Genomic DNA, 19,366 nt, shown 5'->3' on the forward strand with positions numbered 1-19,366 from the left:
ACGGGGCTCACCTCTTCCCATTCCGAACAGAGAAGTTAAGCCCGTTAGCGCCGATGGTACTGCTTTCATTGTGGGAGAGTAGGTCGCCGCCTTCCTTTTGAAAACCCTCATCATTCTTATGATGAGGGTTTTTTTATGCGTATACTTCAGATATGGAATCTCCAATAGAACTTTAAAACTTCAATTTAACCTTGTCCTTCTTTCCTGGTAAGCGCCTAATGAATTGGTTATAAATAATTTAGGGGATTTTTCCCTATTGTGCTGTGCTACTTATTATACTACTTTCAGTACATCAATTATCAATCAAAATGATTTAGTTATGTATTACTCTAGAAAATCAAAAAGCCCCTATTTCATCATTCTCTTTATTTTTATCGCTCTTGTTTCCTGTTCATCTGATGATGACAATGAGGATTTTAATGACGAGATTTTTTTAAGCGCAACAATTAATGGTATCAATTACCATATGAATTGCGAGTCTGCCATCATCAATGCGAGAAGATTTGTTGATCCAACTGGATTGTTAAGACTGGAAGTACAGGCTGTTGCCCAGAACGGCGAATCAGTACGCTTCCAGATTCCGGATTATAATGGACCAAACGGATACGTGATCGGTGAGAACCCAATGTTGCCCAGTCTGATAGTATACGAAAAACTGTCTCCATTCGGCCAATGGGAATGCAATAACCCCGGCCCGAACGAACTAGAACAAAATTTCATTGAAATTCTGGCAGACGACGGTAAAATGATAGATGGAAACTTTCAGTTTACGGGCTTAAATAAAAACGATAGCAGTCTACAAAGCGTCACTGATGGTAGATTCAGGCTCAAAATCGAATAATTAGTCGAATAAAGCTTTAACTATTGTAAGTATACCTTTGAACATTAAAAAGATCGCCGCCGCTGAGGCTAAAATCCCCACAAGTAAAATAGGGATATATAAAGCCTTATCCTGGTTATTAAACGCTGAAAAAAGTATGGATGGTCCTATCATGACCAAGGGTAGGGCTCCAGCTAGATATTTTATTCCTTTAGATAAGATCTTTTTGTTAGTATGCTTCATTATTCTACTGTATAAGAAGTTGTGTCTGCCTGTGATAATCTGAAATATCCAAATGGAAAATTCTCATTATCTGACCTGTTGATTACATTTCCTCTCACCGTAGCCGGCTGGGTTTCAAAAGGCCCTCCACCGCTATCACCTATCTGTGAGCGAAGAATGAACAAATATTCAAAATAATCTTGTGAAATCCCTTCCATTTCGATTTGAATTTCATCTCCCCGTTCGATATCTTCATTGGAATAGTAGCCAAAGATCTGGTTACCATTCGTGAATTCATCCTCATAAAATTCTAGACTTATATCATCATTATAAAACTTGAACAGGTAATAGTTTTCTTCATCAGCTGGATCGGTATAAAAAGCTTTTATCTCTATATCCTCTCCCGAAAATCCACCTGATGCAGATTGCTCCACAAAATCGATATCGGTTACCGGAACGAGGCTTTCGGTAGCAGTGTATAATTCATCATCGTAAATAAGCTCGAGCTGATATGTTTCATTCAAAACGGGTTCAAAAACCAGGTTCTGGTAAACCCCATTCCCAATGTGAATAAAATTAAATTCCTTTCCCGATCCTGAAATAACTTTCACTGTGGCATCTTCTACCGGTTGAATCGCCTCTTCGTAATATGGCGTAGTTAAAGATAGAATTATTTGCTGTTCCTGGCCCAATGTTCCCTTTTTCCAGATAATTGAAGCATCTACAACCAGCCTAGGTTCGCTTTCATCAAGGTCAACATCTATCACGTCTTCACATGAGAACAGGCAAAACAGGCTAACGAGGAAAATAAATGTTTTAAAACGTTCCATCTAAAATTTGAAATTATAGGTTACAGACGGAATAATACCAAACAATGAAAGCCTTACTGCTTCATTGATGTTGGTATCAGGATTCTTCCGGAAACTTATCGAATTCGCATTTCTGCGATTATAGACATTATAGATCCCAAAGTTCCAGGAAGACTCGAAACCTCTTTCTCTACTTTGCCTTGGCGTTAAAGTAGCCGAAAGATCCAGCCTATGGTATGCGGGTAAGCGGTCGCCATTTCTATCTCCATATACCGGGATCGTGATACCTTCATAGGTGTACTGTGCAGTAGGAAAGGTGGTAGCAAGCCCGGTCTGGTAAATGAAATTAGCGTTGAACTGCCATTTTTCATTTAACTCATAAGTGCCGGTGAAGCTCAGGTCGTGAGTCTTGTCGAAATTGGAATGATACCAGTTCCCATTATTAATTCCAATCTCTTCCGGGGTGCGGCCAGGTGTTCTTTGCTCAGAACGAGAGAGTGTATAACTCAACCAACCGGTAAACTGACCTTTGTTTTTTCTGAAAAGGACTTCCAAACCGTAAGCCCTGCCTTCTCCATTTAGAACGATGCGTTCAATGGCATTGTTCGCGATCAGGTTCGCACCGTCAATATAATCAAGCCGGTTATCGATTTGCTTATAAAAACTTTCTACTTCCAGTGAATACCTGCGGTTATTGATATTCCGAAAATAACCCACTGCATACTGATCTAGTAACTGAGGTCTAATATATTGGCCACTTGGCGTCCACACATCCAGGGGAGTGGGAGAACTGGTGTTCGAGATCAGGTGTAAATACTGGACCATTCTGTTATAACTGGCTTTTATAGAGTTCTCATCGTTCAGTGTATAGGCCAGGGCTATTCGAGGTTCAAAATTGTTATAACTTTTAAGTATTTCTCCACGGGAATAGGATTCGGTTTCCAGAATTTCGGCTTCTGTATACAAACCCCGCTCAGCATTATAGTCTACAGGCTGGTCATTTTCATATAAATTGAATTCATCCTGCCCAAGCCTGAAGAAACTACTGTGTCTAAGGCCATATTCTGCTGAAAAACTATCGGAGATCCGGTGTTCGGCTGAAATATAGATAGCATTTTCAAATGCATATTTATTAGTAAGCTTAAAGTAGTTGATCCCGGAATCATCGTTGATCGGGTTGATCTCCCCGGGATTGAATTCATAGTAATTGTTATGGATCCCGTATTTCAACTGAAATTGGTCGTTCACATAATGGTTGAAATCATACTTCACGTTCATATTGGTGATACCACTGTCCCAGTTGAAGCCTACAAAGTTCAGGTTAAGCCCGTAATAATAATCACTGAAAATAGTGGAGAGGTTAGTGAAGATATTATCAGAAAATATGTGATTCCAACGAAGATTTAGAACTGCATTTCCATAAGTGTTCTCAAAATTCTGACTGATATTGAACACATCTCTGCCAAAATAACCCGAAAGTAAAAGTTTATTATTGCTGTCCAGCTGGTAGCTTAGTTTTGTGTTCAGGTCATAGAAATAGGCCGAGTTTTCATTATCTGTAAGCTTCAGAAATAAATGCGCATACGAACTTCGGCCAGCAATAAGAAAAGAGCCTTTATCTTTAACGATGGGACCTTCGGCCAGCAACCTGCTTGATATGGCTCCAATTCCTCCCTGCATTTTGAATTCCTTACTATTCCCATCTCGTTGATAGATGTCCAGGACAGATGAAACCCTGCCACCGTATTCTGCGGGAATTCCTCCTTTATAGAGTTTAAGGTCTTTGATCGCATCAGGGTTAAAAACCGAGAAGAATCCGAACAAATGCGATGAATTATAAATAGTGGCTTCGTCGAGAAGAATCAGGTTCTGATCTACCGCGCCCCCACGCACATTGAATCCCGAAGATCCCTCCCCCGCATTGGAAACACCTGGAAGCAGTAACAATGATTTAACCACATCTACCTCACCAAAAACAACCGGTAGGCTTTTAATTGTGTTAATGGATAATTTGTTGACGCTCATCTCCGGCTTTCTGATATTTATCCCTTCATTTTCACTGGTAATAAGCACTTCATCCAGGCTTTCAGAATCCTGGATCATTTCGTAATCGATTTTTCTGTTCTGGGTAAGCTCGATCGTATCCACTATGGTCTCGTAGCCCAGGTAGGAAACCTGTATCTCGTAGGTGCCTTCAGCTAATTTGATCGAATAATAGCCATATTCATTGGTGATAACCCCGGTACCGGCTACAGGAACAATAAGGTTGACACCTATTAAAGTTTCGTTGCTAGCTGCATCGGTGATGGTTCCACTTAGAGTAAATGATTCCTGCGACCAAATGATGTTTGGCATCGCGATTAAAAGGAACAGAAAATAGTAAAAACGGGGCACCAATTTTTTATTCAAAAATAGAATTATACAGGTTTAACTTGACAGTTTAAACTTCACTTAAACTTATTTGAGTATTCTGTTTTCTTATGAAGACAAATAGTAGAATACTGCTGCAAGATAGTGAAGTTAAGACGACTATCGCGAGCGGAACGATGCTTGTTGTATGAAAAAGGCTAATAATAAAGGAGGTTAAAGCGCCGAAAATCATTTTTAAGCTTCCAATTAAAGCCGAAGCCCTCCCGGCCTTCCGGGTAAAAGGTTCAAGGGATAAAGCTGTTGTATTCGGATTTTGGAATCCAAGCAGGAAGAGCATTCCAAATATGAGAACAGCGGTTGGTAGGAACCCCAGCTTGAGATAGGCGCTTACCAGCAATAATATGGCCAGGACAACCAGAAACACACTGTTGAAAAGGCTTATCTGTAATGCAGTGTACCTTCTCAGGAATAAGCGGTTAAGCTGACTTCCGAGGATGAGCCCACCGGCATTTAAACCAAACAATAAGCCGAATTCTTTTTCGCTAAGCCCAAAATTCCCCATGAATAGTTTTGGCGCATCTGAAATATATGCGAACATCGCACCAATTGCAAAACTACCTGCGATGGCAAAATACCAGAATTTAAAATGCGTCAGGATCTTGTAATAATTTATAGCAACCTGTTTGGGTTTCAGGTCTACCAGTTTATCTGGAATGATACTTTCCGGTAAAAACCGGGTTACGCTAATCACCATAAGGAGACAGAAGATGGCCAGGAATAAAAAGATCATTTTCCAGCCAAAGCTGTCAATGATAAAACTACCAACCGTTGGGGCAATGATGGGAGCACCTCCCATAATGAGCATCAGGAATGAGATGGCGCCCGCAACTTCATTTACCGGGAAGATATCCCGTACCATAGCCTTGGCAGCTACCATTCCAGCCGCAGCTCCAAGTGCCAGGAAGAAACGTGAAACGATCAGCCAATCCAGGCTGGGGGAGTAGATACAGCTCAAAGCTGATAGGAAAAAGATACCGAGACCAATAAGCAAAGGTTTTTTTCGACCATATTTGTCCATAATGGGCCCGTACGCCAGTTGGCCAATCGAAATACCTATAAAGTAACTGGTAAGGGATAGGCCTACCTCGCTAACCGTTGTATTATAGTCTGAGGCAATATTTTGAAATCCGGGTAAATAAGCGTCTATTGAAAATGGACCCAGTGCGATCAGGGTGCCTAAAACTACCAGGATAAGATATTCCTTTCTTTTATTTCTTTCTCCAGACATATCCTGCATTTTGCAAATTTCAGCAACAGGTTTAATCTGGTCTAATTTCGCTCCTGATTTAACGAAAGATTAAACTATTACGATTTCGATATTCAGCATAAAAAAAGCCCTGCAGAACAGGGCTTGGTATCAAATCAATAGTTGCCTATTGTATGTTTGGATCGGTAGCCAGGATTTCATTCAATTTCTGGCTTGGACGCATGGCGTTTTTTGTCATTTCTTCGTCCGGCTGATAATATCCTCCAATATCAACAGGTGATCCCTGGGCATCCAGCAGATCCTGAAGTATCTTCTCCTGGTTATCTTCCATCATTTTCGCGATCCTTCCAAAATAGATGTTCAAATCGGTATTTCTTTTTTGTTTTGCAAGCGCTTCTGCCCAGTACAATGCCAGGTAAAAATGGCTTCCACGGTTATCCAGTTCATTCACCTTACGGGATGGAGACCTTCCTTCGTTTAGAAAACGTTCGGTAGCCTCGTCCAGGCTTTCAGAAAGGGTAAGCGCTTTCTCATTATCGTACTTCTCACCAAGGTGTTCAAGTGAAACAGCCAGGGCCAGGAACTCACCAAGTGAATCCCATCTTAGGTGACCTTCTTTAAGGAACTGTTGTACGTGTTTAGGAGCAGATCCACCGGCACCGGTTTCGAACAAACCTCCACCATTCATCAACGGAACTATGGAAAGCATCTTGGCACTGGTTCCCAGTTCAAGGATAGGGAACAGGTCGGTTAGATAATCTCTTAATACGTTTCCGGTTACCGAAATGGTATCCTTTCCAGCCTTAACCCTTTCCAGGGTGTATTTGGTAGCTTCCACCGGAGCCATGATCTTGATCTCAAGCCCGCTGGTATCGTGATCTGGAAGGTATTTGTTCACTTTACTGATCAGTTCAGCATCGTGAGCACGATCTTTATCAAGCCAGAATACTGCAGGCATACCAGTTGCCCTTGCTCTTGAAATAGCAAGTTTGATCCAATCCTGGATAGGAGCGTCTTTCACCTGGCACATTCTCCAGATATCACCCTTTTCTACCTTGTGCTCGATCATTGTATTACCTTCAGAATCGATCACTCGTACTACCCCGGCAGATGGTATTTCAAAAGTTTTGTCGTGAGACCCGTATTCTTCAGCCTTTTGAGCCATTAGCCCAACATTTGGTACCGTTCCCATTGTAGTAGGGTCAAATGCACCATGTTCCTTGCAGAAATCGATGGTAGCCTGGTAAAGTCCTGCATAAGAACTATCAGGAATTACTGCTTTAGTGTCCTGTGTTTTCCCTTCGGCATTCCACATCTGGCCTGATGTTCTTATCATGGCCGGCATAGATGCATCGATAATGATATCACTTGGAACATGTAGGTTGGTGATTCCTTCATCTGAATTCACCATGGCGATGTCTGGTCCCTCTTTTAAGTCCTTTTCAATCGCCGACTTTATTTCATCTCGTTTATCTGAAGGAAGGTTTTCGATGGCGTTTAGTACATCACCCAAACCACTATTTGGATCGGCTCCTGCTTTTTCGAGTTCTTCACCATATTTTTCAAAAACATCTTCAAAGAACACTTCCACAGCATGGCCAAAAATGATAGGGTCTGAAACCTTCATCATGGTAGCCTTCATGTGAAGTGAGAAAAGAACATCCTTTTCCTTGGCATCTTTAACTTCTTTGCGCAGAAAGTCCAACAGGGCTTTTTTGCTCATTACACTGGCATCTACCACTTCACCATTAAGAATTTTTATAGATTCTTTCAGGTTCTTCTTCGTTCCATTCTCTGGAGTGAATTCTATGGTATAACTATCATCTTTTTTGGATGTCACAGAAATTTCATTAGACCTGAAATCGCCTCCGTTCATGGTTGCTACATGAGTTTTGGAATCAGAACTCCATTCTCCCATTGGATGTGGATTCTTTTTAGCGAAATTTTTCACGGCCTTAGGAGCACGCCTGTCTGAATTTCCCTCTCTCAAAACAGGATTCACGGCACTTCCTTTTACTTTATCATATCTCGATCTAATATCTTTTTCTTCGGCAGTGCCAGGTTCATCCGGATAATCGGGCAGTGCAAAACCTTTTGACTGCAATTCAGCGATTGCATTCTTTAACTGGGGAATAGAAGCACTGATATTTGGAAGTTTAATGATATTGGCTTCAGGTTTCTTGGCCAGTTCGCCAAGTTCAGCAAGATCATCTGATACTTTTTGATCGTCTTTAAGGTAATCGGGAAACTGGGAGAGAATTCTACCAGCCAGTGAAATATCACGAGTTTCGAGACTTACCCCGGCGGCCCTGGTAAAAGCTTCGATTATGGGAAGGAATGAATAGGTTGCCAGCATAGGGGCCTCATCGGTCTTGGTATAAATTATTTTCTCTTTTTGTGACATTTTATGATTTTTTGGATTGTATTTGATTCAAAGAAGCCCTGGCATTACCAGGGCGAACATTCACGCGCAATATACAGTTTTTAGGCTTTTTTTCCTAAGTGAGGTGGCCGGTTGGGCTGTTAAGAAATATTAAATTTCAAATAAAAAAGCCATTTCATTCTAAATTATAAAATGAAATGGCTTCTAAAGAAACAGCATGTTATCACTCTGATGATCAAAAGTAGGATTACTTTTAGGTGTATGCTGCTTCAGATGACTTCATATTTTATAAGAAGTGCATCAAATGGTCTTACCTTTCAAACTTGTTTTGACTATGCAAAATTAATGGTGTTATATAGAAGATAAAACCCTATGTAAAGAACATGCTTTACGGGAAATCCGGTTTATTGAACAAAATGAATTTCGTCTTTAAGACCTCAATTATTTCCATTATTAAAGATACTGAAAAGGCTTTTTTTAGGTGACCTCTTTAACTTTTTTATAATTTAAATATCCATAAAAAAAGCCCCGAGATCGGGGCTTTTTAAATAAATTGTATTTGAAGAATGATTATTTTCTAATCGCTTCTTTGATACGTGCTTTCTTACCAGTAAGCTCTCTGAAGTAGAAAATACGTGCTCTTCTAACTTTACCTCTTTTGTTCACTTCTATCTTCTGGATAGCTGGAAGGTTTATCGGGAAAATTCTTTCTACACCTACTGTACCACTCATTTTTCTAATGGTAAAGGTTTGAGAAGCTCCGGTCCCTCTTTGCTGAATCACAACTCCTTTAAAGAACTGTGTTCTGGTTTTTTGCCCCTCTTTAATTTCATAATAAACAGTGATGGTGTCACCGGCTGAAAACTGAGGAAAATCTTTTTTGTCTACGAATTCGTCCTGAACGTATTTTACTAACGATTCCATGTTTGATAGTTTAAAGTAAAATCCAAAACAACATTCACGGTTATCGCCAGAGGTTATTTTAGAATGAGTGCAAAATTAATGATTTTATATTATTCTACAAGCCTGATTTTAAATTATTCATCTTTTAAAAGATCAGGTCTTAATTTCCTGGTTCGTTCCAGGGCCTGTTCTTCTCTCCAGGCTTCTATCTTTGGGAAATTTCCCGATGTTAATACCTTTGGAACTTCCCATCCTTTGTATTCGGCAGGCCGGGTATAGACCGGAGGTGCCAGCAGGTCGTCCTGGAAAGAATCGGTAAGGGCAGAGGTTTCATTGCCAAGAACACCGGGAATCAATCGGATCACCGCATCACAAAGCAAGGCCGCTCCAAGTTCACCACCCGACAAAACGTAATCACCTATCGAAATTTCCTTTGTTACAAATTGATCTCGAACGCGCTGATCCACGCCTTTATAATGACCACAAAGAATAATTATATTTTCATGAAGGGATAACCTGTTGGCCATCTTCTGCTGAAGTCTTTCGCCATCGGGTGTCATATAGATCACCTCCTGGTATTCGCGCTCCGACTTCAGTTCACTGATGCATTTATCGATAGGTTCGATCATCATCACCATCCCGGCTCCTCCGCCAAACTGATAGTCATCTACCGTTTTATAATTATCAGTGGTGTAGTCTCTTAAATTATGCAAATGGATCTCGACCAGGCCTTTCTTGATCGCCCGTTGAAGTATGGAAGCTTCAAACGGACTTTTCAGAATATCGGGGACTACGGTTATGATATCAATTCGCATGTTCTTAATTTAAAAAGTTTGCCTTTAAGAGTTTCCGGCAGCCCTGTTTCTTTCGTCCTGCAACATTCTTCCTAATCGTTGCTCCTTTTCAAGAGCCTTTGATCTGTAAGCGTCAAATTCTTTCTCAGTTTCACTCAGCTTTTGCCTGGCTTCCTTGGTAGCCGCATTGGAGCTTTTAAACCGGAAGAATAGCACACCAAGGATCAAAAGCAATCCACCTACGATTCCCCACATCATCGCTTTATAACCACCTTTGCTAAATGGCATTCCAAGGAACATCAGGGCATCTTTTTCTTCTGAAACTCTTTTAAGGTCTTCCTGAGTAGCGGCTAAATCGCTTTTTAGTTGTTGAATTTGGTCGTTCTGCTGATCAACTGTGTTTTGCTGAACAATGATCTCCTCCTTCAGCTCGGTAATAAAATTCCGGGTGGTATTCCTAAGTTCAATAAGCTTGTCATATTCCACAACCTTATAACCCTGGTAGTTGTTCGATTCTTCAATAAGTCTTGTGAATTCATCCTGAACAGGAGTTTGGGCAGCGATACTGTCCTGCTGAGCGTTTACCTGAAATACTGAAATACAAGCAAAAATTGCCAATACGTAATCTTTAGTTCTCATTTTTTGGGGATTGAGTTTTTAATTTTCATTGAACAACGAGCGAATTGTAAGGTTAGTATTTCAGATTACGGAGGCTTTTCGCTTCTTGTTTTGAATTAGTTATGTATGATTTTATAGGTTGCGCAAAAATAAAAAAACCCTGCCAATGACAGGGTTTTTTTAATAAAAATTATTCTTCCTAGTAGTAAGTGAATCTTCTTACTTTGGCGATGTATTTTGCCAGCCTAATTACCTGGTGGCTATAGCCATATTCGTTATCATACCATATATATAGTATCACGTTCTTCCCATCGGCAGAAACGATGGTCGCATTGCTGTCATAGATAGCAGGAGCCGAAGATCCAATGATATCTGAAGAAACCAACTCGTTGTCTACTGAATACTGGATCTGCTCAACCAGGTCTCCTTCTAGAGCATATTTCTTGAGAATTCCATTAACATCTTCCAGGCTGGTATCCTTTTCTACCTCCAGGTTGAGAATGGCCAGAGAGCCATTTGGAACTGGTACTCTAATCGCGCTGGAAGTAAGTTTGCCTTCAAAGACCGGAAGCGCTTTTGAAACGGCTTTTCCTGCCCCGGTTTCGGTGATGACCATATTAAGTCCTGCCGCACGACCACGACGATATTTGTTATGCATATTGTCCACCAGGTTCTGGTCGTTTGTATAGGCATGTATCGTTTCCAGGTGCCCGTGAACAACTCCAAGGGTGTCCTGTACGGCTTTTAGCACAGGGGTTATGGCATTGGTGGTACAGGAAGCTGCAGAGAAAATATCAATTTCATCCGGATTGTATTCCTTCTGGTTTACACCATGGACGATATTTGGTATTTCCTTCCCGGGAGCTGTTAATAGAACCTTGGCTGCGCCTTTGGAGCTCAGGTGTCGGCTTAAAGCTTCCTTGTCCCTGAACGCCCCGGTATTGTCAATGATAAGAGCGTTGTTGATGCCATATTTTGTGTAGTCTATATCTTCCGGCTGATTGGCTGAGATCATATGAACGGTGGTGCCGTTAATGATCAAAGCCGAATTCTTTTCGTCTATATTAACCGTGCCGCTGAAAGGACCATGAACCGAGTCGCTTTTTAAAAGCGAAGCCCTTTTTTCCAGAACAGTAGCATCGATCTTTCCCCTGGTAACCACGGCTCTTAACCTAAGTTGGTTTCCTTTTCCGGTTCGGGTCATAAGTTCACGAGCTACCAGTCTTCCAATTCTTCCGAAGCCATAAAGTACCACGTCTTTTGGTGTAACCGCTTCAGTCTTTTTCGCATGTTTCAGTTTATTGGAAACAAAAGCCATCGCGTTCGAATATTTCTGATCTTCCAGGTGGTATTCGTAAGTAAGTTTTCCAATATCCAGTTTGGCTGGAGGTAACTTCAAATCCTGGATCGCCTTGGCGATCTCTACAGAATCGAATATGGAAATAGGCTTCCCAACAAATTCGCCGGCGTATTCGTGAAGGTCCAGAATATCACTAACATTCCTGTTGATTAACTGATTCCTGAAAAGAACAAGTTCTATGGATTTGTCATACCAGAGATCACTTACGATATTAATGAATTCAACGGTTGCTTTTCGGCGATCTGCCTGGAAGGAAAGCTCTTTTTCGTAAACTTGATTAAAGTCCATTTTAAAGTTGTGTTGTTAAAAATTTCGGGCAAAAGTATATATTTCAAACGTTTTCGTAAAGTTTTTTCAAATAAAAAACCCTTCTTAAAAAGAAGGGTTCGTTTTCTATTTAGAATTGCTTGTTACCTCCAGACCATTCTTTTTTCCTCTCCATTCTGGTTATAATATGTAACTACTATAGGTTTTGCATCATTCCTGTTTTCAATAATGTTCTGAACATCCCTGATGGAGTTTACTTTCTGGTTATTGATTTCTGAAATGATCCCTCCAACCAGGTCAGCCGATTCCAGGTCTTCAACCAGGGTACGATTGATTCGAACACCATTAGGAGCTTTATAGGCTTTAAGCTCTTCGGCTGAAGCATTCGCTACTTCCAGGCCTAAAACTCGCACCGGGTAGGTGTCAAGCTTGGTAAGTTCCACATTCACTTCGCGGGTTTTTCCATCGCGAACATATTGAACCACTACATTGTCTCCAGGCCGTTTAGAGTTGATGTAACCAGTTAGGTCTGAGAATTTAGTGATCCTTATATTGTCTAATTTTCTAATAATATCCATAGATTTTAAACCGGCTTTTTCGGCACCGCTTCCGGGAGTTACTGAACTTACCAGTACCCCCTGGGTCTCCTTTAGCTCGAATTCATTAATGATGTCCGGAGTAAGGTTTCCACCTCGAATTCCAAGAATTCCCTGCTGCACATCACCATATTCCATAATGTCTTCTACGATCTTACGTGCGTTGTTAGATGGCACCGCAAAGGCATAACCTATATAACTTCCGCTGGGGGAGGTGATAGCTGTATTGATTCCAATTAGCTCCCCTTTGATATTTACCAGTGCACCACCGCTGTTTCCAGGGTTGATCGCAGCATCAGTCTGTATAAAAGATTGTGGAGAATTATCCCTTGAGTTCAGGTCACGTGCCTTGGCACTAATGATCCCAGCGGTTACCGTTGATTTTAAATTGAACGGGTTTCCTACGGCAAGTACCCATTCCCCAAGTTGAACATTATCTGAATCTCCAAACGGGATATAATCAAGGTCCTGAGCATCGATCTTAATAAGAGCGATATCAGATTTGGCATCGGCGCCTATCACATCGGCTTTGTAGGTTTCGTTGTTGTTCAGGGTTACTTCGATCTCGCTGGCTCCTTTAATAACATGGTTGTTTGTAACGATATAGCCATCTGGGGTAATGATCACTCCAGAACCGGCTCCCTGCAGCGCCCTGCCGCCGCCACTGCCATATTGATAATATTCCCAGATGTTCCTGGGACCTTTGAATACAGCTACGTTCTTGACGTGAACCACCGCATGAACCGTATTTTCGGCAGCTTCGGTGAAATCGGCATTTGTTCCGTAAATATTACCAGAATTACTAACCGGTAAAAAGTTGCTGGATGTTGTAATATTCTGTGGTTGATGCTGTAGTGCTTCTTCTTCGAGAAACAATTTATAACTTCCTAATGTTAATACACCTCCAAGAATGGATACAAATAGTAATGTTGCTATTTTTTTCATTTTCGGATATTTATTTAATGAATTTAACTTTTTTCTTTTCCCTGTTCGTATATTCTACCCCCACTTTAACCGCTATTTAACACCTCTGATTTCCTGATCAAAATTGTATATTTGCCACTCTTGAAAAAAGATTATGAAGTTGACATTCTATAAATATCAGGGAACGGGTAACGATTTTGTGATGATCGATAACCGGGAACAGAAATTATCCAAAAACAATACCAAAATAATTCAACGCCTGTGTGACCGCAAATTTGGCATAGGTGCTGACGGACTTATCCTGCTCGAAAATCCTGATGTGGAAGCAGATGATTTTAAAATGGTCTATTTCAACGCCGATGGTTATGAGAGCAGCATGTGTGGAAATGGTGGAAGATGCCTGGTCGCATTTGCTAAATTCCTGGGAATCGTAGAAGAAAAGGCCCGGTTCACAGCGATAGACGGCGCCCATGAAGCGGTCATCGAAAACGGCTTGGTGAGTTTAAAAATGCAGGATGTTAAGAATGTGAATGAATTCCAGGACTTTCTTTTCCTGGATACAGGCTCCCCTCATCACGTGGTATTTTCAGAAGATATCGCGACCATGGATATTAAAAAGGAAGGAGCAGCCGTGAGATATTCTGAAAGATATAAAAACGGCGGGGGCACTAACGTTAATTTTGTCAAGAAACTTTCTAAGGATAGTTTTTCGGTAAGGACTTATGAGCGTGGAGTAGAAGATGAAACTCTTTCCTGCGGGACAGGAGTAACGGCCGTTGCTTTGGCTGCGTACGTTTCTGGAAAGACAGAAGCAAATCAGGTGAAGCTGGTAACCCAGGGCGGAGATCTTTCGGTTAGTTTCAGAAAAGAAGAAGCTCATTTCAAGGATATCTGGCTTACCGGGCCTGCGGAATTTGTTTTTAAAGGAGAGATTGTATGTTAACACTTCAAGGTAAAAAAGTATATCTAAGAGCACTGGAACCAGAGGATCTTGACTTTATTCACGAGATAGAAAACACCGAGGATTTCTGGGAGATCAGTTCTACCCAGGCGCCGTATTCCAAATTTCTGATTCGGCAATACATCGAGAATGCCCATAGGGATATCTATGATATCAAACAATTAAGGCTAATGATCTGTTCCAAACGGCATCGAAGGCTTGGTTTAATTGATGTTTTTGAACTGGAACCAAAAGACCGGAGAGCAGCCATAGGAATTTTGATCGCGAATAAAAAAGACCGTAAAAAGGGCTTTGGTTCTGAAAGCCTTTCCCTGCTTTGCGATTATTGTTTTACCCACCTGGGGCTTCACCAGGTCTATGCGAATGTTACTGAAGGTAATAAGGATAGCATGAGAGTATTTGAGAGCAACGGGTTTAGAAAAGTAGGTCTTAAAAAGGACTGGACGCTGTTCAACGGAGAATTCAAGGATGAATGGCTTTATCAATTATTGAATAATGTACATTAGAAAGATACTTATCGCGGTCGTCCTGCTTGGCCTGATCGCACTGGGAATATTCAGTTATTATATCTACAACAGCATATTTTCGGCAAATACAGCTTTCGAGGCAGAGCAGGAGGTAGTCTACATTCCAACCGGAGCAAATTTCCAGACGGTCATGGATTCGCTGGTGCCTTTGATCAAGGATGAGCAAAGCTTCCAGCTGGTGGCCCAGAAAAAAGGCTATGCCGGGAGTGTACGTCCCGGGCGCTATATCCTGAAAAAAGGGATGAACAATAATGAGCTGGTCAATGCCCTAAGAGCCGGGAATGCACCAATTAAAGTGATCTTCAATAACCAGGAACGACTGGAAGATCTGGCAGGGCGAATTGCCAGTCAGATAGAGGCTGATAGCAGTACTTTGCTCGAGGTCTTCAGGGACACTTCATTTTTAAGTTCCAATGAATTTACCCAGCGGAACGCTTTGGGTATGTATATTCCGAATCAATATGAATTCTACTGGAATACTTCGGCTGAAGAATTCCGTGAGCGGATGAAAAAAGAATATGAAAGATTCTGGAACGAGAGCAGGCTTCAGAAAGCTGAAGAAATAGGATTGAGCCCACATGAGGTCATGACCATTGCCAGTATCGTTCAAAAGGAAACTGCTAAAGTAGATGAACGGCCTAAAGTAGCCGGAGTCTATATGAACCGCTACAAGAACGGCTGGAAACTGGATGCCGATCCTACCGTGATCTATGCAATCAAGGAAGAGACCGGGAATTTTGATACCATCATCAAAAGGGTGCTTTATAAGGACCTCGAGTTGGATTCTCCTTATAATACATACAAATACCAGCAATTACCTCCCGGACCTATCTTTATGCCCGATATCTCCTCTATTGATGCCGTGCTGAATTATGAAGATCATGATTACTTCTATTTTGTGGCCGATGTGGAGAATTTTGGTTATCATAAATTCGCCAAAACTTTGGCTCAACATAACCGAAATAAGCAGGAATATATTCGTTGGATCAACAAGCAGGGAATTAAAAGATAAGCCTGTCTCTTTTAACGTCTTTTTAAGTCGTTGATCGGCAGAGTCTTACGGGTAAGTTAAATCTTACAGAATTTTAAAAAAGTATTAACAGCCTGTTATTCAGATTATTAAAATTTGTTATACATTTGCCCGGCAAATATGAGAGGGGTGAAGCCTGAAATTTTAAGCTTCACCGTAACCTTTCGAAACCAAATGTAATGAGAAAGAAAATTGCAAAATTTTCAATCTTGCCTCTGGCAGCGGGCTCAATCTTTTTTAGCTTTTCTACTAAAGATGCTGCTAAACTGAATCTGGAAAAATATTCCACCAATGATCTTGAGCTTGTTTATACCGTTGAGGATCTAAAGGAAGAGATTGAAACAGGATTCAACTTATCAAAACCTGCCCATATGCTGGACAAATCTTATGTAGGATTTAAGGAAGCTGTGGCCTTTAAAGAGTCAGGCGGGGATTACAAATCTGTTAACGAATTCGGGTATTTAGGAAAATACCAGTTCGGGAAGGGAACCTTAAAACTGGTTGGAGTCTATGATACCATCAAGTTCTTAAATACCCCGGCCTTACAAGAAGCGGCCTTTTATGCTAACGCTTCTCGTAACAAATGGATCCTGCAAAGAGACATCAGGCGTTTTGAAGGCAAAGTGATCAATGGAGTTAAGGTTACCGAATCTGGGATCCTTGCCGCTGCTCACCTGGCTGGCCCCGGAAGTGTGAAGAAATACCTTCGAAGCTGGGGTGCACAGGCTTTTAGTGATGCTTTTGGAACAACCATCAAAAATTATATGAAGCGTTTTGGTGGTTATGATGTATCTTTTGTTGCTACCGAAAAGAACGCGAGGGTAGACCTGGAAAAATTTACGGGTTAAATATCCTTCTGAATGATAAAAATGGCCGGTCTTTTATGAAGATCGGCTTTTGTTTTTGCCCATTCTGAAGCCGTGGCGGTTTTTATAAATTCGGTATCAAGACTTAGATCACAGGCCACACAAATACGCGTTGCCGGGTGAAGATTCTGCACAAGATCTTCAAGGAATTTCATATTTCGGTACGGGGTTTCTATGAAGATCTGTGCCTGGTTCTTTTCTGCAGAGATCCGTTCGAGTTGTTTGATCTCGTGTTTTCTTTCCTTTTTGTCAATTGGCAGGTACCCATGAAAAGTAAAACTCTGTCCATTCATTCCGCTTGCCATCATCGCAAGTAAGATCGAAGAAGGCCCTATTAGCGGCACTACCTGAATGTTGAACTGGTGTGCGAGTCTTACGATTTCGGCACCGGGATCGGCAACGCCGGGACAACCCGCTTCGCTGAGCAGTCCCATATTCTTACCTTCTTTGGCTGCTTCAAGAAATGAAGGTATTTCGGAAGCTTCGGTGAATTTGTTCAGGCCATGTAATACCAGGGCCTGTTGTGATTTTTCAGGAAGTATCTGTTTGATGAACCGCCGGGCCGATTTTTCATTTTCCACGATAAAATCATCGATGCCCTCGATAATATCTTTATTCAAAGGAGGAAAAACCCTGTCTGGATTCGAATCTCCAAGGCCAACAGGGATCAGGTATAATTTTCCGTATGCATTACCGGAACTCATAAAGTTCCGTTATTCAGTTTTTCAGCGATCTCCTCACAGGCTTCGTTCAGCATTTGATATACGTTTTCGAATCCCTGCTCGCCACCGTGATAAGGATCTGGCACATCTACATTTTCTGAAGGAAAGATCTCTTCAAGGATCAGGTGAACCTTCTGCTTATCTTCATCATTTCGGGCCATGGCTATCACGTCGCGAAAATTTGAATTATCCATCACGAAAATATGATCAAAATCGTCAAAATCCTTTTCAGAAAATTGCCTGCCGCGCTGCTGGGTGATGTCCAGGTTATTTCTTTTTGCTATCGCAATAGATCGGCGGTCTGGTTGTTCGCCTATATGCCAGCTCCCGGTACCTGCCGAATCGACAAAAACCTTAGACTGGTCTACCTTGGATTTTAAGATTCCTTCTGCCAGGGGTGATCTGCAAATATTCCCGAGACACACCATCAATACCCTGGTTTTCATAATTGCTTATTTAGAGAGTGAGTTTCTTGTTGAGGTCTTCAACAAATTTCTTGAATTGCTTGTCGGTCGCGGCCAGGTTGTCTACCGTTTTACACGCATGAAGAACCGTAGCATGATCGCGGCTTCCAATCTGGGAGCCGATGCTTGCCAGTGAAGCCTTGGTAAACTTCTTGGCAAAGAACATCGCCAGTTGCCTTGCCTGTACGATATGTCTTTTCCTGGTTTTGGACTGAAGCGTATCCACATCCATCTGGAAGTAATCGCTTACCACCTTCTGAATATAGTCTATAGAAACCTCGCGTTTGGTATTCTTTACGTAGTTGTCCACGATCTTCTTGGCCAGCTCTAAAGTGATATCCTTTCTGTTGAAAGAAGAGTGAGCGATCAGGGAAATGATGGCTCCTTCCAGTTCCCGGATATTGGTCTTGATATTATTGGCCAGGAATTCAACGATATCTTCAGGCATCTCCACTCCATCGCGATACAGCTTGTTCTTGATGATTGAAACGCGGGTTTCAAAATCTGGATGCTGAAGTTCAGCTGAAAGTCCCCATTTGAATCGGGATAACAAACGCTGTTCGATATCCTGCATATCAACCGGTGCCTTATCACTGGTAAGGATCACCTGTTTTCCATTTTGGTGCAGGTGGTTGAAAATATGGAAGAAAACATCCTGGGTTCCGGCTTTTCCGGAAAGTAACTGTATGTCATCCACTACCAGCACATCAATGATCTGGTAGAAGTGAATAAAATCGTTACGATTGTTCTTTTTAACCGATTCAATATATTGTTGTGTGAATTTTTCAGCAGAAATATAAAGAACCGTTTTTTCAGGGTACTTATCCTTGATCTCCACACCAATTGCATGGGCAAGGTGAGTCTTTCCAAGTCCCACTCCTCCGAATATTAAAAGTGGGTTAAAAGAGGTGCCTCCGGGCTTGTTAGCCACTGCCAGACCTGCCGATCTTGCCAGCCTGTTAGATTCACCTTCCAGGAAATTCTCGAAATTATAGTTCGGGTTAAGTTGAGATTCGATTTTTACATTCCGTATTCCTGGAATGATAAAAGGATTCTTTAACTCCGGGCTCTTGTTTTTTATGGGTACATCTACTTCCTGTGATGCCATTTGAGTTCGTTGTGTACTTGGAATCTTTTCGGTAAAAGGTAACTTGTTACCGTAAGTGTTCTCCATTTTGATCACATAAACCAGTTTTGCTTTTTCCCCTAGTTCGCGGGTGAGAGAAACTTTCAGAAGCTTGACATAATGCTCTTCCAGCCATTCATAAAAGAATTTGGAAGGCACCTGGATGCTTAGAGCACAATCTGTTAGTTTTACTGCTTGGATAGGTTCGAACCATGTTTTATAGGCTTGAGGAGTAATGTTATCCTGTATAAACGAAAGACAGTTATTCCAAACTGATTGCGCAGTTTTCGACATTATTAGTTGAACAAATTTAGGTTAGTAGTAAGTTCTAAATGGA

The 19,366-nt window shown here is 41.4% G+C and carries 18 protein-coding genes and 1 rRNA gene; 6 read left to right on the plus strand and 13 right to left on the minus strand.

What is annotated here, in order from left to right:
- Positions 1-95 (plus strand): 5S ribosomal RNA (gene rrf / locus MKO06_RS07335); the annotation flags it as partial.
- A gap of 224 nt (positions 96-319) precedes the next feature.
- The gene (locus MKO06_RS07340) at positions 320-841 is read left to right on the plus strand and encodes a hypothetical protein (protein WP_241551528.1); all 522 of its coding nucleotides are present in this window, start codon (positions 320-322) and stop codon (positions 839-841) included.
- Here the strand turns inward: MKO06_RS07340 and MKO06_RS07345 are convergent, their stop codons facing one another.
- From MKO06_RS07345 to MKO06_RS07390, 10 genes are all read right to left on the minus strand, one after another.
- The gene (locus tag MKO06_RS07345) at positions 842-1,063 is read right to left on the minus strand and encodes a DUF6095 family protein (RefSeq protein WP_241551529.1); all 222 of its coding nucleotides are present in this window, start codon (positions 1,061-1,063) and stop codon (positions 842-844) included. It lies immediately after the preceding gene.
- Complete coding sequence (locus MKO06_RS07350) at positions 1,063-1,872, minus strand: DUF4249 domain-containing protein (protein ID WP_241551530.1); 810 nt, start codon at positions 1,870-1,872, stop codon at positions 1,063-1,065. Before MKO06_RS07350 ends, MKO06_RS07345 begins: the two co-directional genes overlap by 1 nt.
- Complete coding sequence (locus MKO06_RS07355) at positions 1,873-4,206, minus strand: TonB-dependent receptor (protein ID WP_241551531.1); 2,334 nt, start codon at positions 4,204-4,206, stop codon at positions 1,873-1,875.
- Between the two features lie 85 nt (positions 4,207-4,291).
- The gene (locus MKO06_RS07360; protein ID WP_241551532.1) at positions 4,292-5,509 is read right to left on the minus strand and encodes a multidrug effflux MFS transporter; all 1,218 of its coding nucleotides are present in this window, start codon (positions 5,507-5,509) and stop codon (positions 4,292-4,294) included.
- A gap of 145 nt (positions 5,510-5,654) precedes the next feature.
- A complete protein-coding gene (locus MKO06_RS07365; protein ID WP_241551533.1) occupies positions 5,655-7,892 on the minus strand; it encodes an NADP-dependent isocitrate dehydrogenase in 2,238 nt (745 codons plus the stop codon).
- Positions 7,893-8,441: 549 nt separating this feature from the next.
- A complete protein-coding gene (rplS, locus tag MKO06_RS07370; protein ID WP_241551534.1) occupies positions 8,442-8,795 on the minus strand; it encodes a 50S ribosomal protein L19 in 354 nt (117 codons plus the stop codon).
- Between the two features lie 113 nt (positions 8,796-8,908).
- On the minus strand, positions 8,909-9,589 hold the full coding sequence (gene trmD / locus MKO06_RS07375; protein ID WP_241551535.1) for a tRNA (guanosine(37)-N1)-methyltransferase TrmD: 681 nt from the start codon (positions 9,587-9,589) through the stop codon (positions 8,909-8,911).
- A gap of 24 nt (positions 9,590-9,613) precedes the next feature.
- A complete protein-coding gene (locus MKO06_RS07380; RefSeq protein ID WP_241551536.1) occupies positions 9,614-10,207 on the minus strand; it encodes a hypothetical protein in 594 nt (197 codons plus the stop codon).
- A 178-nt stretch (positions 10,208-10,385) separates the two neighbouring features.
- Entirely contained in the window at positions 10,386-11,834 is a 1,449-nt protein-coding gene (locus MKO06_RS07385) for a glyceraldehyde-3-phosphate dehydrogenase (RefSeq protein WP_241551537.1), read from the minus strand.
- Between the two features lie 122 nt (positions 11,835-11,956).
- On the minus strand, positions 11,957-13,354 hold the full coding sequence (locus tag MKO06_RS07390; RefSeq protein ID WP_241551538.1) for a trypsin-like peptidase domain-containing protein: 1,398 nt from the start codon (positions 13,352-13,354) through the stop codon (positions 11,957-11,959).
- A gap of 133 nt (positions 13,355-13,487) precedes the next feature.
- On the opposite strand from MKO06_RS07390, the gene dapF reads away from it, so the two are divergent.
- The 4 genes from dapF to MKO06_RS07410 all read left to right on the plus strand — a co-directional run bounded on the left by dapF (position 13,488) and on the right by MKO06_RS07410 (position 16,699).
- Positions 13,488-14,276, plus strand: a complete 789-nt coding sequence (gene dapF, locus MKO06_RS07395; RefSeq protein ID WP_241551539.1) for a diaminopimelate epimerase — start codon at positions 13,488-13,490, stop codon at positions 14,274-14,276.
- Positions 14,270-14,800, plus strand: a complete 531-nt coding sequence (locus MKO06_RS07400; RefSeq protein ID WP_241551540.1) for a GNAT family N-acetyltransferase — start codon at positions 14,270-14,272, stop codon at positions 14,798-14,800. The genes dapF and MKO06_RS07400 overlap by 7 nt, the downstream gene beginning before the upstream one ends.
- On the plus strand, positions 14,790-15,833 hold the full coding sequence (gene mltG, locus MKO06_RS07405) for an endolytic transglycosylase MltG (protein WP_241551541.1): 1,044 nt from the start codon (positions 14,790-14,792) through the stop codon (positions 15,831-15,833). Before MKO06_RS07400 ends, mltG begins: the two co-directional genes overlap by 11 nt.
- Positions 15,834-16,030: 197 nt before the next feature.
- Positions 16,031-16,699 (plus strand): lysozyme family protein, encoded by a 669-nt coding sequence (locus MKO06_RS07410; RefSeq protein ID WP_241551542.1) that lies wholly within the window; start codon positions 16,031-16,033, stop codon positions 16,697-16,699.
- Here the strand turns inward: MKO06_RS07410 and MKO06_RS07415 are convergent.
- The 3 genes from MKO06_RS07415 to dnaA are packed head-to-tail and all read right to left on the minus strand — an operon-like array spanning position 16,696 to position 19,323.
- Complete coding sequence (locus MKO06_RS07415; RefSeq protein ID WP_241551543.1) at positions 16,696-17,421, minus strand: SAM-dependent methyltransferase; 726 nt, start codon at positions 17,419-17,421, stop codon at positions 16,696-16,698. The genes MKO06_RS07410 and MKO06_RS07415 overlap by 4 nt on opposite strands.
- Complete coding sequence (locus MKO06_RS07420) at positions 17,418-17,885, minus strand: low molecular weight protein-tyrosine-phosphatase (protein ID WP_241551544.1); 468 nt, start codon at positions 17,883-17,885, stop codon at positions 17,418-17,420. Before MKO06_RS07420 ends, MKO06_RS07415 begins: the two co-directional genes overlap by 4 nt.
- A gap of 10 nt (positions 17,886-17,895) precedes the next feature.
- A complete protein-coding gene (gene dnaA / locus MKO06_RS07425) occupies positions 17,896-19,323 on the minus strand; it encodes a chromosomal replication initiator protein DnaA (protein ID WP_241551545.1) in 1,428 nt (475 codons plus the stop codon).
- Positions 19,324-19,366: the final 43 nt, after the last annotated feature.

The organism is Christiangramia oceanisediminis (assembly GCF_022570735.2).
Lineage (GTDB): Bacteria > Bacteroidota > Bacteroidia > Flavobacteriales > Flavobacteriaceae > Christiangramia > Christiangramia oceanisediminis.